The sequence below is a fragment of the Acinetobacter dispersus genome, from assembly GCF_009884975.1.
GTDB lineage: Bacteria > Pseudomonadota > Gammaproteobacteria > Pseudomonadales > Moraxellaceae > Acinetobacter > Acinetobacter dispersus.
The window spans coordinates 1547106-1563020 of record NZ_CP041970.1 but is presented as its reverse complement, the minus strand read 5'-3'; the positions used below and the strand labels follow the sequence as shown (position 1 = coordinate 1563020).

Sequence of the window (15915 nt, the reverse complement as noted above, 5' to 3'; positions counted from 1 at the left end):
AGGTTGCTATGTGTGGAGTTGTTGGGATAGCCGGTAAATCACCAGTGAACCAAATGTTATTTGATGCCTTAACGATGCTGCAACATCGAGGACAAGATGCTGCAGGGATCGTAACCTGCCATCAAGGGCGTTTATTCCTCCGCAAAGATAACGGTATGGTACGTGATGTATTCCATACGCGTCATATGCGTGCATTGCTTGGTAACTACGGGATCGGACACGTTCGTTACCCAACTGCTGGTTCATCAAGCAGTGCTGAAGCGCAACCATTTTATGTGAACTCACCTTATGGCATTACGCTTGCTCATAATGGGAACTTGACCAACGCTGCCGAAATTCATGACGATCTGTTTAAAACAGATTTACGTCATATGAATACTGATTCAGATTCAGAAGTTTTACTGAATGTTTTCGCACATGAGCTGCAGAAGATCAGAACTTTAAACCCAAGCCCGGATGATATTTTCCACACCGTATCTCGCGTACACGAGCGTTGTAAAGGGGCTTATGGTGTTGTAGCGATGATTACAGGTCATGGTTTAGTTGGTTTTCGTGATCCGAACGGGATTCGTCCTTTGGTGTATGGTTCTCGTGAAACTGAACAAGGTGTTGAATATATCATTGCCTCCGAATCTGTTGCGATTACAGCACTCGGTTTCAAAGTTGAACGTGATATCGCACCAGGCGAAGCGATTTTTATTGATTCAGAAGGGCAGTTGTTTACCAAACAATGCGCTGTGAATCCTGAATACCGTCCATGTATTTTTGAATATGTGTATTTTGCTCGTCCAGATGCCATTATTGATGGAATTTCAGTTTATAAAGCCCGTTTAAAAATGGGTGAAAAGCTGGCTTATAAAATCTTGAAAGAATGGGGCGAACAGCATGATATTGATGTTGTGATTCCAATTCCAGATACCAGTCGTACCTCTGCATTAGAGCTGGCAAATATTTTAGGTGTGAAATTCCGTGAAGGTTTTATGAAAAACCGTTATATCGGACGTACCTTCATTATGCCGGGTCAGCAGCAACGTAAAAAATCGGTTCGTCAAAAATTGAACCCTGTAGAACTTGAGTTTAAAGACAAGAATGTACTGTTGGTCGATGACTCAATTGTTCGTGGTACCACATGTAATGAAATTATCCAGATGGCACGTGATTCTGGTGCGAAGAAAGTATTCTTCGCTTCGGCTGCGCCAATGGTGAAATATCCAAATGTGTACGGTATTGATATGCCTGCGAAGGCTGAGTTGATTGCGTCAGGTCGTACAGTCGAAGAAATCCGTGAAAACATCGGTGCAGACCGTTTAATTTTCCAAGATTTGGAAGATTTGAAAAATGCGGTTCGTACCAGCAAGGTACCTGATTTAACTGAGTTTGATTGCTCAGTGTTTGATGGTGTCTATGTCGCTGGTGGTATTGATAAGGCATATCTTGACGCACTAGAGCAAAAACGTAGTGACGCTGCAAAAAGTAAATCTGATGGCTATATCGATGTCAATATTGATGCAGCATCAGTTGATTTAACAGGGATTAAAGAAGAGTAATCATCTTAATCTATAGAAAAGCGGGAATTTCCCGCTTTTTTATTTTATGATAGTGGGTACGGGAAACTTAACTGAAACAATGTAATCGGGAAAACTTACATTGAGAGAAATGAGCCATTATTTAATTGAAAATAAGAATATTGCATGGTCAGTCAGTTTCTGCCTTATCGCAATGTTATTAACCGTCTTTATTCTCAATTTAATTTTGGGTTTAGTCGTTCATTTCTTTGATTATACACAGCCGATTTGGTGGCATGTTCTTAGTCCTTATTTCATTGTCGTCCTTATTTTCGTCTTGTTTTGGTCTGTAGGTGCAGAGTTATATGTATTACGTGAGGGCGGTCACTCACTGGCAAAACAGTTGAAAGCAAGACGTTTAGTTTTTGATGAAAGTACACCTGAAGAAAGTACTGCATTAAAAGTTGTAGATCAGGTTGCTAAAAGTTTTAATATTGATACCCCAGCAGTCTATGTGTTACCTGATGAGGTTGGGGTCAATGCTTTAACTGCAGGTTTTAGATCACAAGACATCGTGATCATTCTCACTTGGGGCGCACTACAGAATCTGGATGAACTTGAGCTTTATGGTTTACTCAGTTATGAGTTTAATCAGATTTTATCTGGCGAAGCTGTTGAAAATACCAAGCTTAAAATTTTATATAGTGGCTTAACAACCTTTAGTCAGTGGGGTAGTAAGCTTGCTCAAGCAGGCTATAATCCTTATGCAACATCTTACCGAAATAAGTTTGAGACCATCTTTGTTGCAATTGGTGGGGTGATTTGGCTGATTGGTAGCTTAGGTATTTTAATTACACGTTGTATTAAATATCTCACCTTAAGTGGTCGAACTTTCCGTAATGATCTCAAGACTATGCACTTGATGAATAACAATGCCAATGTGCAAACCTTATTACGGATTTATGTGCATCATTCTGGTTCCCAGATTCATAGTGCCTACTCTGAATCGATCTCACATATGTGTTTTGCCAACTCACTGAGTCCGCAGAGCTGGATGAATATTCATCCCAGTATTAAAGAGCGAATTTACGAATTAAATCCAACTTTGTTGCAAGATCTACAATTAGAAAATCTACGTAAGCTTCGTAATCGACCACTGTTCAGCTTATTCCGCTCATTAGAGGAAGAAAGCGCGGATATGACCATACCATGGAGTTCGCCTCAACCGTTGCCGTTATTGCGTTTATCCCCGATCAGTTTTGCTTTGAATGATGCAATTAAACCGCTTAATCCTGAAATCCGTAAGAATAAAAAGCGACCGGAGTTGATTCAACGCGCGATGCAGACAGCCACGGGTTCTCGTGAGGTGATGGTCGCGATTTTGATGATTCGTCAGTACCGTGAATTTATTCCGCAAGAAGCACCTGTCAGCCATGCGATTGTCGATGCATTGTTAAATCTGGATGGTCGTATCCATGTTCAGATTTTCCATGATGCCTGTAAAAATATTGGGCATATGCCAACCAGTATTGCGCGTCAGTTCCTAACCAAGCTGGCTTGTATTATTCAAGAAGACGGCGAAGTTGGTTTACTTGATGCATTGTTATTGGAACGCGTAAAGCAGGAACTGAATTTAATGCCTGCGCATTTGCCTGCGGCTTTTGAAGATGTCAAATCTCAGATCGTACATTTGATCGATGCATTACTGCATGTACAGCAAATTAATAGTCCAAACCAGCTCGAAGTTCGTGAACGTATCTTGCAGATGCTTTTAACTGAAGATGAAATGCAAACCTATGCAGATATTTCAGATGAGCCATTGGACTTGGCAGAAATCTTAAATGATGTCTCTGGTTTGCTGTTACGTGACCGCCTCAATATCTTGTCAATTGCTGAAAGATGTCTCTGGAACGATCGGATTATTACCCAAGATGAATTAGATGTTTTGGAGCTTTTGTATTGGCGCTTAGGTTTCGATACCCATGAAGTGGTCGAACAAATGCAAAAGAAAAACAGTTTGATGATTATTTAAGAGCAGTTGCTGTATTGGTCTGAATCTTTTTGCGAAAACGTTACCTGACAATCACATAAAATGCTCAGCTTTCAGGGTAAGCTTGCCATTTATTTTTATTCTTGTATTACGTACTTTTGAGTAAGTTATGGAACATATTGAAATTTTAAAAGCCTTATTTTTAGGTTTTATTGAGGGTCTTACCGAATTCTTACCCATTTCAAGCACAGGTCATTTGATTTTATTTGGTCATATGATCGACTTTCATTCAGATGATGGTCGTGTTTTTGAAGTTGTTATTCAGCTTGGTGCGATTTTGGCTGTATGCTGGTTGTATCGTCAAAAGATTTTTGACTTGGTCAAAGGTTTCTTTAGTGGGGATGCGGAAGCACGGCACTTTGCTTTTAGTGTCTTACTCGCTTTTATTCCAGCAGTCGTGATTGGTATTTTCGCGGTTGACTTTATTAAAAGCGTTTTGTTTAGCCCGCTTGTGGTTGCCGTTGCTTTAATTGTCGGTGGTTTGATTATCTTCTGGGTCGAGTCTAAGAATTTTGATCATAAAACGACAGATGCGACCAAGATTACTTATAAACAAGCATTCTTGGTGGGTTGTGCACAATGTGTTGCGATGATTCCGGGGACTTCACGTTCAGGTGCGACCATCGTGGGTGGGATGTTCTCTGGTTTATCTCGTAAGGCAGCGACAGAGTTTTCGTTCTTCTTGGCGATGCCGACAATGTTGGGTGCGGCCGTATTTGATTTGGCACGAAATGCAGACGTATTGACACAAGACAATATGCTAAATATTGCAGTTGGTTTTGTAGCAGCCTTTATTTCTGCATTATTGGTTGTGAGTGCATTGGTAAAGTTTGTTGAGCGTCATACTTTACGAGTATTTGCTTGGTACCGTATTGTGCTGGGTATTATTCTGTTATTTGTCTTTTTATAAAAATAAAAACATCTCCCTTTTGGCAACTGCGAAAAGGGAGATTCTCAGTTAAAATTCCCTTTCTTTATTTTAAATCCTTCAGATCTGGTTCGATAGCACGATGACAATAGCGAAAATGAATGCTCGAGACTTAATTATTGATTTGCTGTTAGGACTTCAAGGTCGAGCGATTTCAATTAAACAAATCATTATTGCGGCGCGGCTTTTTGCAATCAGTGAAAATAGCATTCGTGTTGCTGTGACTCGATTATCCAGTGATGGCGTGATTGAAGCGATTGAACGTGGGGTGTACCAATTTAGTATCCAATCACACGAATGGGCAAATGTCATGCTCAATCGTAAGCATGGTATTAAACAAACCAAAGTATGGGCACATCAATATTTAGCTGTTTTTACAGGTGAACTTGGGCGGGTTGATCGTACTGCATTAAATCGTCGTGAAAGAGCATTAAAGCATTTTGGCTTTAAAGAATTAGAGCAGGGCATTTATATACGTCCTGATAATTTGGTCATTACATTTGACCAGCTTATTTCAGAGTTAAAAGCTTCAGGCTTGGAAAATAGTGCCAAGATCTGTCAAATTGGTCATTTTGATGCACATACTTTGGCGCTCATCCCCGCACTTTGGCCCACTCAAACCTTAAATCTTAACTACGAAAAATATAGCCAAATGATTCAAAAATGGCTGTCGACTGTCGACCAGCTTAGTTTGGAAGACGCAGCGCGAGAGTCTTTATTATTGGGTCGACAAACCATTTCCTTATTGATGAATGATCCATTATTGCCAGAAGGTTTTGTTGACGTGCAGCTTCGCGAGCAATTTGCGCAGAGCGTACAACAGTTGGATCAGACAGGATTGAACGTATGGCAGAAGTTTTATGAAAGTAGTCTTGAGTAAATATTCATTACAAATATTACAATAATTTAAATTTTAATTTATTGACAGAAATATTACTAAGTTTAGAATAAAAATATAAATTATGTATTTTTAAAAATAAAACAAATGCAGGATAGGGATATGAATACACGTGTAGTGATTAGTGATTTATTCTCGCGAGAGGAAATTACTGAGTTAACAGCCAAGTCTGATGCGCATGGTAGTTGGGCTGTGTTTTCGACATGGGCAGTTATTGGCGGGACTTTTGCCGCAGTAGCCAGTTCTTGGGAATATTTACCTGCTTGGGGTAAATTACTGATGTGTGTCGCAGCCTTAGTGATTTTGGCTGGTCGTCAGTTGGCACTCGCGATCATCATGCATGATGCTTCCCATCAAAGTTTATTTAAAACCAAATGGTTGAATGATAGCTTGACCGATTGGTTATGCGCGCGTCCGATTTGGAATGATTTACATAAATACCGTGCCCATCATATGCGCCATCATAGTAAAACCTCAACGGTCGATGATCCTGATTTATCCTTAGTTACCGGTTTTCCAACCACAAAAAAATCCTTAATGCGTAAATTTGTGCGTGATCTTTCAGGTGTAACTGGATTCAAGTTTGCAGTTGGTCGAGTGTTGATGGATATTGGAAAAATGGAGTGGACGGTATCAAATGATCGTCGCTGGATTTCTCAGGAAGGCAAACACTGGATTGATTATCCTAAAGCATTCTTAAAAAATAGTGGCGGTGCGATTGCAACCAATGCTGCTCTATTTTCAGCGTTGTGGGCAGCGGGGCATCCTAAACTTTATGCATTGTGGGTTGTGGCATATTTGACCCCATTTCCATTATTCCTCAGAGTTCGTTCAATGGCAGAGCATGCAGGAATGGAGACCAGTCATAGTGCTTTAACCAATACCCGTACTACCAAGGCGGGTTACCTTGCTCGAGCTTTGGTTGCACCGATCAATGTTAACTATCATAAAGAGCATCATTTGATGGCTGCGGTACCTTATTTTAAATTGCCGAGAATGCATCAGATGCTACGTGAACGTGGACATGTATCTGCGCCACCGACGTATTGGCAAGTCTTAAATGAGCTATCGGACAAAGCGGATTAAGCAATGGATTTTGGCTTTCTGTTTTGAATCAAAGCCACTACAACACCAATAACTGGAGAGAACATGGCTGCAAGTAAAGAAGATATCATGGAGTTTTTGGCGCAAGAGTTTCCACAGGCGCTCAAGAAGAGTGTGATTGAAGAGATTACTCCCAAAGGGGCGCAACTGCTGTACCAAGTGGATGCGAGAGATTTAAGGCCAGGTCAAACCGTTTCTGGCCCAACCTTAATGCTGATTGCAGACTATGTGCTTTACATCGCCATTATGGGACATTTGGGGTTGGTTGCGATGGCAGTCACCACCAATATGACGATAAATTTTTTTCGCAAACCCAATGGAAATCGAGATATTCGTGCAGTTTGTAAGTTAATTAAGGTGGGTAAAACCTTGGTCACAGGAGAAGTCTGGTTATATTCACTCGATGATGAGGAACCTGTTGCACATGTCATTGGAACTTATGCACTACCACAAAGTTCAGCATCAACCTTAGGCGGGTAAAACGTTGAAAATACTCGCGCCAATTGAATGATTGGCTGTAAATCCGTTAAAAATAAAAATCTCGTCATAGGATAATTGTTACCAATCGAGTGTGATAAAGGAATAAGTCTTATCGGGAAGAAAGAGATGATAATTAAAAATGGTTTAATTGCTTTGGCATTATTCGGATTCGCTGCAACAGCGCAGGCGAAGCAAACGGTTTGTGTGTTTGATCCAGTTGGTAAATCGGGTGATGCATTTGCACTGGCAAAAGACTATGCATTGGAAGCAAAAAAGTGGGGTGCAGAGATTGATTTGCGTGCCTATGTCGATGAGCGTGTTGCTGCAGAAGATTTAAAAGTAGGACAATGTGATGGTGCAATTATCAGTGGATTACGTGGTCGACAATTCAATAAATATGTTGGCTCATTGGATGCTATCGGCGCATTAACGGATTTAAAAACGGCGATTCTTGCTTATCAATTGCTCTCTAAACCACAAGCGGCAAAAAGTATGCTCAATGGTCCGTATGAGATTGCGGGGCTAGGGACGATTGGTCCTGCGTATTTGTTTGTTTCTGATCGGAGTATTAATACCTTAGCCAAGGCGGCAGGCAAGAAAGTCGGTGTTTTTGCTTATGATGAAGCTCAACCGAAATTGGTTGCACAAGTGGGTGCGCAAGCAGTTTCTGTCGATGTGACCAATGCAGGTGCGAAATTTAACAACCATCAGATTGATATTGTACCCGCACCAATTGTTGCTTATAAGCCGTTTGAGCTTTATAAAGGTCTTGGTGATAAAGGTGGAATTGTCAAATTCCCACTGACACAAATTTCTGCAAATTTTATTATTCGAAAGGATAAGTTTCCGGAAGGATTTGGGCAAAAATCTCGTGAATGGGTCGCTGGGCAACTTGGTCGTACTTTTAATATCATTTCAAAATACGAAAAAGAAATTCCTGCCAAATACTGGATGAATATTTCACCTGAAGAACAAGTGAATTATATGAAAATGATGCGTGAAGCACGGATTTCACTGACCAAAGCAGGAATCTATGATCCTAAGATGATGAACTTTTTGAAAAAGGTTCGTTGTAAACAAAATCCAAATAGTTTTGAATGTGCGCTCAATGATGAGTAAAACATGATTTAAAACGATAAATGAACCCTCTTTATTAATTGTAATTTAGAGGGTTTTTTATGGAATGATGCTATTTAGTTCTTTAAAAAACATAACAACATTTAAGTATGCGAAATAGTGAGAACATGCTAAAACTAACTCTGTTCAAATTCATTTGTTCTGACTGTTTCTTACTTTTATGACGATACCGCTCGACTTAACACCTTTATCGCAAATTGAGTCAAATCAAGAACATATTTTAGCGATTAAACGGAATGACTTATTGCCCTTGGTGAATGATCCGAATCGTCTGAATCATTATGCTGATCATTTGGTACAGGCTCAGAGTGTGTTACTGAATGGCGTTGATCCAAAGTTGAATCAACAGCTCAGTGAGGTCATTACACAGATTATTCAGCAATTATCACTTTCCAAGAAGCATTTAGGTAATCGACGATTTAATGCATTGCAAAAATGGTTAGGAATTGATGTCGAATATGATGCAGGACAAGTGAAATATGTTAAAGATTTAGATCGCCTGATTAATGAGGCAAATTATTTAAGTCAACGCTTGCAGATTGAGATTCAAAAATCCCAGTCTCGCTTGCAGCAGGCACTGGGTTTACGAGAGCAAATGGCTGCCTATATTGTTGCTGCAGACGAGTTTTTAAAGGAATATCCTCAATTTAGCAAACAACAGGTGCTTGATCATTTTGTTGAGCGACTATCTAAAAAAATCAATACATTGCAGACTTTACAGAGCAGTAATGATATTGCGATCAAACAGATGCAACTGTCTCAACATTTATCTTTTAGTCTTTTAGATCGTTTTAAAGAGGCTCAACAAGTATTGATTCCAGCTTGGCAATATCATTTAAAGCAAAGCCGTGAATCAATGTCGAGTGTGACGATTGAGCAGCTAGACAAGAGCCGAGAAGAGTTAATTCAAAATTTGAAAAAATCATTACAGAAATAAGAGGGGAATCTTATGTCCGATTCAGAATTGATCAAATCATCAAACGAAATTGAGCTGAAGCCAGAACAGCGCTTCGAACAATTGAATTTAAAAGAGTTGGGTTTGCAACCGCACGACTATGCTGAAGTGATGGACGCGCATAAAGAACTGGCTGAAATCAGTAGCACAGCTGTCGCAGAATACGGTAAAAATATTGCCAATAAGACATCTACTTATACCGATGAGTTGTTGAATCTGGTACAGAACAAAGACTTGGATACTACAGGGCAAAAACTCAATGAAGTGGTGCAAGTCGCTCAGCAGTTAAATACTTCAAGTATTTTAAATAAGTCTAAAAGTTCAGGTTTTTTTGGTGGCTTATTGAGTAAGTTTAAGAATGCTAAACAAAATTTTGATCAGCATTTTAATACCACCAAAGAGCAGATTGATGTATTGGTCAAAGAAATAGAAAGCTCACAATCAGGCTTGAAAGCACGTGTTGGGACATTGGATAAAATGTTTGATGCGGTGCAGGATGAGTATAAACAACTAGGGGTTTATATTGCAGCGGGCCAGTTAAAGCAACAGGATATTCAACAGCAAATCACGACTCTGACAAGCCAAGAACAAGACCAGCAGACCACTCAGCAGATTTATGATCTCAATCATGTGGCAAATAATCTTGAAAAAAGAGTTAGTGATCTTCATGTTTTACAGCAGTCTGCAATGCAGACTTTACCGATGATTCGGATTATCCAGTCGAATAACTTGATGTTGGTAGATAAATTTTATGCGATTAAAAACATCACATTACCAGCTTGGAAAAATCAAATTAGTTTGGCAATTTCGTTGCAAGAGCAAAAGAATAGCGTCCAACTTGCGAAAGCCATTGATGACACCACCAATGAATTATTACGTCGTAATGCTGAGTTATTGCATCAAAACTCTGTAGATACGGCAAAAGCCAATCAACGTTCCGTGATCGATGTTGAAACCCTTGAACATGTACAAAACACCCTCATTAAAACAGTAAATGATGTGATTCAGATTCAGAAAGAAGGGATGCAAAAGCGTGCCGAAGCAACAACTCGTTTACGTGCTTTGCAAGAGAATTTGAATCATCTGGTGCTTGAGAATAGCCAACCACCTAAATCTTGATATTGCTAATTTTTGAAGGAAAGATCATTGTCACCCATAGAAGACTTTAGTGTACAACCGATTGACCAGCGTTTAGATGTGTTAAAAAAACGTCAGCGCAACTTAATGATCTGGTTTTTTCTGACCAGTGCATTCATCGTTGTTACAATCGCTGGTCTGTTTTTGCAAAAAGAATTTATCTATCGTTTCTTTGATCTTTCTGTACATCTACAGGCTTTAGATTTGCCTTATCATGTACAGGATCTTGTCCCGTTTAAGCAACCTGTTGATTATCTTTTTAATCTATTATCATGGTTTGGCTGGCTGTTTCTCAAACTTTTTGTCTCATTTATTGGTGCTTTTTTACTGCTCAGTTGGGCCAAGAAATTTAAATTTTTTCAGCAACGTTTTCAGGCATGGACACAGCGTATTTTGGCGTGGGTGATTTCATTTATTTTGCTTTGGTCAGGTATGACCTACATCCAGTATGACTGGAAAGATGAAACCAAGCAGGCTTATCAGCAGTGGATGAGCTATCAAAATAATATTGTTGAAAGTCAGATTGCACAAGATTTACAGCAGGCCAATATTTCATCGACTGAAAAAGCCTATGTCTTGGCGCAAGTGGCCTTATTGCATCAACCTGTCGATCGCAAGACCGCTAATGTCTATGTTAATCAATTAATTGATGCCGAGAAAAGCAATCCAACTCAATTTAAAGCGTATGATTTTAAGCCAGAGCAGTTGTGGGTCATGCAACAGCAGCTTTACGGTAAAAGTATTACCTCAATCACACAGCCTTTAGACCTGCGTGCGCAGCAAGCTGAGCGTATTTCTCAGATTGTGAATGTCATTTTATGGGGCTTGATTGTATTGGCTGTTGCTTTAAGCACAATTTTATATGTACTCGCTAAACATTTGAAAAATCGTCGTGTGCGGATTGGTCAAAAACTGGATGTCTCTTAATTTTAAGTTCGGTTTATCCGATCAAACTCATAAAAACATACTGTTTTACCTATTCAGTACTTTTGCGTACTATAGCCTCATTGAATGAATTTAGCCGATTTGAACGTCTTAGAATTTGGAGTAATACATGTTAGATCAAAATATTAAAACTCAATTAAAAGCTTACTTAGAACGTTTAGAAAGTCCAATCGAGTTGGTTGCTGCTTTAGATGACTCCGACAAAGCTGCAAAAATCAAAGAACTCGTGACTGAAATTGCAGAACTTTCTGACCAAGTTACGGCGCGTTTTGACGGTTCAAACGCTCGCCGTCCTAGTTTCGGTGTAGCCAAAGCAGGTGAACAACCACGTGTGTTCTTTGCTGGCTTACCGATGGGACATGAGTTTACTTCTTTGATCTTGGCATTATTACAAGTGTCGGGTTATGCCCCTAAAGTCTCTGATGAAGTACTCACTCAGATCAAAGGTTTAAACTTAACTGCAAACTTTGATGTGTTTGTCTCGTTGAGCTGCCATAACTGTCCAGATGTGGTTCAAGCACTTAACTTGATTGCGATTAATAATCCAAATACCACAGCAACCATGATTGATGGTGCTTTCTTCCAAGACGAAGTTGAAGAACGCAAAATCCTAGCCGTGCCAATGGTGTTCCAAGACAACCAACATATTGGTCAAGGTCGTATGACTTTGGAAGAAATCGTAGCCAAGTTGGATAGCAATTCAGCTGAGAAAGATGCAGCAGCAATCAATGCCAAAGATGCATTTGATGTATTGGTGATTGGCGGTGGTCCTGCGGGTGGTACAGCAGCGATCTATGCGGCACGTAAAGGCATCAAAACGGGTATTGTGGCTGAACGTTTTGGCGGTCAGGTGATGGATACCATGGACATTGAGAACTTCACTACTGTTCAAAAAACCGTAGGTCCTCAGTTCGCTCAAGACATGGAAGCCCATGTTCGTGAATACGGTGTCGATATCATGAACTTGCAACGTGTCAGCAAGATCACAGGTGCAGATCAAACGGCCAATGGTCTGGTTGAAGTTGAATTGGAAAATGGTGCCAAACTTGAATCGAAAACCATCATCCTGTCTACAGGTGCACGTTGGAGAGAAATGAATGTACCAGGTGAAGCTGAATACCGTACTCGTGGTGTAGCGTACTGCCCACACTGTGATGGCCCATTATTCAAAGGCAAGCGTGTTGCAGTGATTGGTGGTGGTAACTCAGGTGTCGAAGCTGCGATTGACCTTGCAGGGATTGTTGAGCATGTGACTTTGGTTGAGTTTGATACCAAACTGCGCGCTGACCAAGTGTTGCAAGACAAATTAAATAGCTTGCCAAATACCACGGTCATCTTGAATGCACTCAGTACTGAAGTAGTGGGTGATGGTTCACAAGTAACGGCATTGAAATACAAAGACCGTGCTACGGATATTGAACACACGGTTGAACTTGCAGGGATCTTCGTACAAATTGGCTTATTGCCAAACACGGATTTCTTAAAGAACAGTGCGGTTGAACTCAGTAATCGTGGTGAGATCGTGATTAATGATCGCAACGAAACCAATGTCAAAGGCGTATTTGCTGCAGGTGACTGTACGACAGTGCCTTATAAGCAAATCATCATTGCCACAGGTGAAGGTGCCAAAGCATCGCTGTCTGCCTTTGATTACATGATCCGTTCTGGTGTATAAATGATTTGACTAAAAAGCCCCAATTGTTTGGGGCTTTTTTATTGTGCTTAATTCTTCGGTTTATATAAACCATGATCCACTAAATGCTGGCGTAAGATACGACGAAGTTCTAACACCGCTTCAGGTGTTTCCTGAATAGAGTGGCCACCAGTGAAAATCTTTTCAGAAACAGCACCATCTAAATGCGCACTTTTATATGGAACAATACCATCAGTAATGACATTTGGATCATCACTCTTGGTAATGTTACCCATAATAGAATGGAACACGAGGTCTTTTTCTGGTGGGATACTGGCAGTTAACTCCATAAACTTAGATTTTTTACTGAGATCGCTTGGACCATTTTGAATTACATCATTGGTCAGAGTTTTGACAAAATCTTTAAGATCCATGTCATCGCTGGTAAGAGTATCCGCTAGAGTAGTTAAGAAGGTTGCAGGAAGTTTGATAATCTTTCGTGCCGCCAAAGTAAACCAACGATCGGCAAAGTCAGTTCCTTTATGTGGAGCAGCCAAGAAAATAGCCCGATCAAAATTAGTAATTGGTTCCATTTTAAGTCGTTCACCAATCACGGGATGCTTACGTAAACGTGCTTGCTGGCGACTATTCATCATGGTCAGAGCCTGCTTAGAGATATCTGCATTACTGACTAAAAGACGGCTGATAATACCTCCCATACTATGACCAATTAAAACCGCATCTTGAGCTGCTGGATCTTTGTTATTCAGCGAGCCAAAGGCTTGTTTTAAGAGTGCGTAAATCTGGAAACGACTTTCCAAGATTGGCATATTGGTTGAGTAGAACACTTGCCAAACTTGGTAATGTTCACGCAGAACGGCATCACCCATAATATCATTGGTGACTGCAATCCATGCCTCAGGGCTGCTGGCAAGACCATGTACCAATACAATCACTTTCTTGTTTGGATTGTAAGGTTCAAGCATGTATAAATGCGGCATGGTGAGATGCTGATCACGATCAATTAAGGTTAAATAGGCCGCTGCACCTAAATTATTTTCAGCTAACCAAAGACCATAAGGTGCTGAGAAGTTCGCGGCAAGTGAATATTCTTTACCTGCAATACTGACTTTCTCTACGCTATAAGGGTCATAAACCTTTACTTCAAAGTTTGGGTTATTTAAAACATCATTAATCGTTGCCGCTGGATTCTTGGGTTGCGCAATGATGGTTGCGGCTAAATAGCGTGCTTTATGAATATTGGGGTTAAGTCCATTGGGATAACTATAACTTAATGGATCAAGAATATATTTATTTTCACCATGAGTGGCATCTGTCGAAGGAAAGACAGCAACGAAATCCGAGCCGAAACCATCACGACGGTTGATTGCCCTTAAGCCTGAAAAGTTCATGTTATAACTAGAAATAAATTTTTCTAGTTTCATATTTTGAAGTCGTTGATAGGACTGAATATCAATCGTATAGATACTTTTTCCAATCTGAATGGTGGGTGCTATGATCTTGGATGGATTTCTAAGACTATGCACATTTACCAATTTGGTTAAGGCTTGATTATAGAAGTCTCGAATCTGAACTTGTCTATTATCAAAAATCCGTTCTTGTGGCTGGCGAGCAGTTTTAAATAAATAAGCATAGCTATAGCGGATACTTTTATCTAAAGCTTCCAGTTCTTGGTCGAGGCATTGCTCATAGGTCTTTTGGATTGCTTTTTGTTGTTCTTCAGCTTTATGTTTAGTCAGCTTACTGATTTTGCATTCAGAGGAATCAGAAAGTGCCATTGCCTTGGAAAGATATAGTTCACTGGCTGTCGATAGCAATTGTTCATCTTGAATCTGTGGGATTTTATGTAAGTCAGCAATACACTCATTTGGGGTCTGCATACAGACTTTAGCTTCTTTGCCTGACATTGAAAGTACATTTAGACTGGCTTCACTGAGCTTCTTTTGAGTCAGAATGCTGTTACGTTCGTTGGCAATTGTGACGTTGAGTGCTTGTTGTTTGATACTGACAACTTGGCAGCCACTCATCACGACAGTGCTTAGGAGAGAGATAAAAAATAAACGCTTATTGGGTGTAAATGCTAGCATGATATGTCAGCAAGTTCGCTGGAAGATTGTAGCTATAATACGAAAATAGAATGTTTTTTCAATGACTGATAAAAAAATAGACTGTACACGACAGTCTATTTTTTAGAGCAAAATTTGCAAACAATTAGTTTAAAACTTGCCACATATTCCAGCGTTTTCCAGTTTCAACTTCTTTGATTAAGCGATCAGTGACTTCCGCTTCATCTGGATAGCTCACTTTATAGTTCTTTAAGGTTTGAATCGCATTTTTCTTTTGCTCTAACCAAAGGTAGTTATTTGCAGCAGAAAGATAAGCTTCTTGTACACCACCTTTCATGGCTTTATCTAAATATGGAATCGCTTCACGCTGACCGCCACCTTCAGATAAACCAAAACCAAACCAGAAATTAGTTTCTGCATCACTTGGGTTGATCGCAAGAATACGTTGAGCATAAGTCAACGATTTTGAAGTATATGAGGTACCCAAGTCGAGATTACGTGCCATTACACTCGCTTTGAAAGCACGTGTTAATACGTCAAGTGAAGCATTTGGCTTTTCAGCTAAAGCATCTAATTTTTGTGTCGTTTCTTTCAACTTCACTTCATAGCCTTTACGTTCTTGACGCTCAGAGAAACGAGGTGGATAGTGACGTGCTTTACCTTCAACCAATTGTAAGAAATCGTCGATTTCAGTCACATCAACTTCATTGTCGCCAGCTAGAACTGCATATTTCATGCTGCGTTGTTTGCTGTCGATTGTTGGAATAATAAGTTTGTTGACATCAAGCGTTGTAGATTTTGAAGGATCACTTTGTAATGACACTACCATCTTTGTTACAGGTTGAGCAGTTGCATCTTTAATCGCAACTTCAAAACTTGGTGGTGCATCATACTTGATTGGATTTAAAGCATAGAAAGCTGGGGTTGGATCTGGTTCCTTGAACACAAATGGTTCAGCAACCTTATCTTTTTTTGCTGGGGCGATGCCACAGGCCGTCAAAAAAGAAGTTGAAAGTACAAGTAATGCCAAAGGCTTAAAATTCATGCTTTACATCC

General features: G+C 40.0%; 13 protein-coding genes. 11 read left to right on the top strand and 2 right to left on the bottom strand.

Annotation, left to right across the window (positions count from 1 at the left end):
• Window positions 1–8 precede the first annotated feature (8 nt).
• The 11 genes from purF (at window position 9) to ahpF (ending at window position 12814) form a co-directional block, all read left to right on the top strand.
• A complete protein-coding gene (purF, locus tag FPL17_RS07150) occupies window positions 9–1547 on the top strand; it encodes an amidophosphoribosyltransferase (protein WP_005316269.1) in 1539 nt (512 codons plus the stop codon).
• 100 nt (window positions 1548–1647) lie between these two features.
• Window positions 1648–3537, top strand: coding sequence for a M48 family metalloprotease (locus FPL17_RS07145; RefSeq protein WP_171067531.1), 1890 nt, complete (start codon window positions 1648–1650; stop codon window positions 3535–3537).
• Between the two features lie 127 nt (window positions 3538–3664).
• On the top strand, window positions 3665–4465 hold the full coding sequence (locus tag FPL17_RS07140; protein ID WP_004807892.1) for an undecaprenyl-diphosphate phosphatase: 801 nt from the start codon (window positions 3665–3667) through the stop codon (window positions 4463–4465).
• 100 nt (window positions 4466–4565) lie between these two features.
• Window positions 4566–5363 (top strand): PaaX family transcriptional regulator, encoded by a 798-nt coding sequence (locus FPL17_RS07135; protein ID WP_159884205.1) that lies wholly within the window; start codon window positions 4566–4568, stop codon window positions 5361–5363.
• A gap of 120 nt (window positions 5364–5483) precedes the next feature.
• Window positions 5484–6467, top strand: a complete 984-nt coding sequence (locus FPL17_RS07130) for a fatty acid desaturase family protein (protein ID WP_159884203.1) — start codon at window positions 5484–5486, stop codon at window positions 6465–6467.
• Between the two features lie 63 nt (window positions 6468–6530).
• On the top strand, window positions 6531–6965 hold the full coding sequence (locus tag FPL17_RS07125) for a PaaI family thioesterase (RefSeq protein ID WP_159884201.1): 435 nt from the start codon (window positions 6531–6533) through the stop codon (window positions 6963–6965).
• Window positions 6966–7091: 126 nt separating this feature from the next.
• Complete coding sequence (locus FPL17_RS07120; RefSeq protein WP_151715817.1) at window positions 7092–8084, top strand: putative solute-binding protein; 993 nt, start codon at window positions 7092–7094, stop codon at window positions 8082–8084.
• Between the two features lie 178 nt (window positions 8085–8262).
• The gene (locus FPL17_RS07115) at window positions 8263–9039 is read left to right on the top strand and encodes a tellurium resistance protein (RefSeq protein WP_159884199.1); all 777 of its coding nucleotides are present in this window, start codon (window positions 8263–8265) and stop codon (window positions 9037–9039) included.
• Window positions 9040–9051: 12 nt separating this feature from the next.
• On the top strand, window positions 9052–10176 hold the full coding sequence (locus tag FPL17_RS07110) for a toxic anion resistance protein (protein WP_159884197.1): 1125 nt from the start codon (window positions 9052–9054) through the stop codon (window positions 10174–10176).
• 27 nt (window positions 10177–10203) lie between these two features.
• A complete protein-coding gene (locus tag FPL17_RS07105; RefSeq protein WP_151715820.1) occupies window positions 10204–11121 on the top strand; it encodes a hypothetical protein in 918 nt (305 codons plus the stop codon).
• A gap of 127 nt (window positions 11122–11248) precedes the next feature.
• Window positions 11249–12814 (top strand): alkyl hydroperoxide reductase subunit F, encoded by a 1566-nt coding sequence (ahpF, locus tag FPL17_RS07100; RefSeq protein ID WP_159884195.1) that lies wholly within the window; start codon window positions 11249–11251, stop codon window positions 12812–12814.
• 47 nt (window positions 12815–12861) lie between these two features.
• On the opposite strand, the gene FPL17_RS07095 is transcribed toward ahpF, so the two are convergent.
• A complete protein-coding gene (locus tag FPL17_RS07095) occupies window positions 12862–14880 on the bottom strand; it encodes an esterase/lipase family protein (protein ID WP_159884193.1) in 2019 nt (672 codons plus the stop codon).
• A gap of 124 nt (window positions 14881–15004) precedes the next feature.
• Entirely contained in the window at window positions 15005–15904 is a 900-nt protein-coding gene (locus tag FPL17_RS07090; RefSeq protein ID WP_159884191.1) for an ABUW_2363 family tetratricopeptide repeat lipoprotein, read from the bottom strand.
• Window positions 15905–15915 lie beyond the last annotated feature (11 nt).

Coding starts and splice junctions, on each gene's coding strand:
- purF (WP_005316269.1), top strand. CDS start 9: ATGTGTGGAGTTGTTGGGATAGCCGGTAAATCACCAGTGAACCAAATG.
- FPL17_RS07140 (WP_004807892.1), top strand. CDS start 3,665: ATGGAACATATTGAAATTTTAAAAGCCTTATTTTTAGGTTTTATTGAG.
- FPL17_RS07135 (WP_159884205.1), top strand. CDS start 4,566: ATGACAATAGCGAAAATGAATGCTCGAGACTTAATTATTGATTTGCTG.
- FPL17_RS07130 (WP_159884203.1), top strand. CDS start 5,484: ATGAATACACGTGTAGTGATTAGTGATTTATTCTCGCGAGAGGAAATT.
- FPL17_RS07125 (WP_159884201.1), top strand. CDS start 6,531: ATGGCTGCAAGTAAAGAAGATATCATGGAGTTTTTGGCGCAAGAGTTT.
- FPL17_RS07120 (WP_151715817.1), top strand. CDS start 7,092: ATGATAATTAAAAATGGTTTAATTGCTTTGGCATTATTCGGATTCGCT.
- FPL17_RS07115 (WP_159884199.1), top strand. CDS start 8,263: ATGACGATACCGCTCGACTTAACACCTTTATCGCAAATTGAGTCAAAT.
- FPL17_RS07110 (WP_159884197.1), top strand. CDS start 9,052: ATGTCCGATTCAGAATTGATCAAATCATCAAACGAAATTGAGCTGAAG.
- ahpF (WP_159884195.1), top strand. CDS start 11,249: ATGTTAGATCAAAATATTAAAACTCAATTAAAAGCTTACTTAGAACGT.
- FPL17_RS07095 (WP_159884193.1), bottom strand. CDS start 14,880: ATGCTAGCATTTACACCCAATAAGCGTTTATTTTTTATCTCTCTCCTA.
- FPL17_RS07090 (WP_159884191.1), bottom strand. CDS start 15,904: ATGAATTTTAAGCCTTTGGCATTACTTGTACTTTCAACTTCTTTTTTG.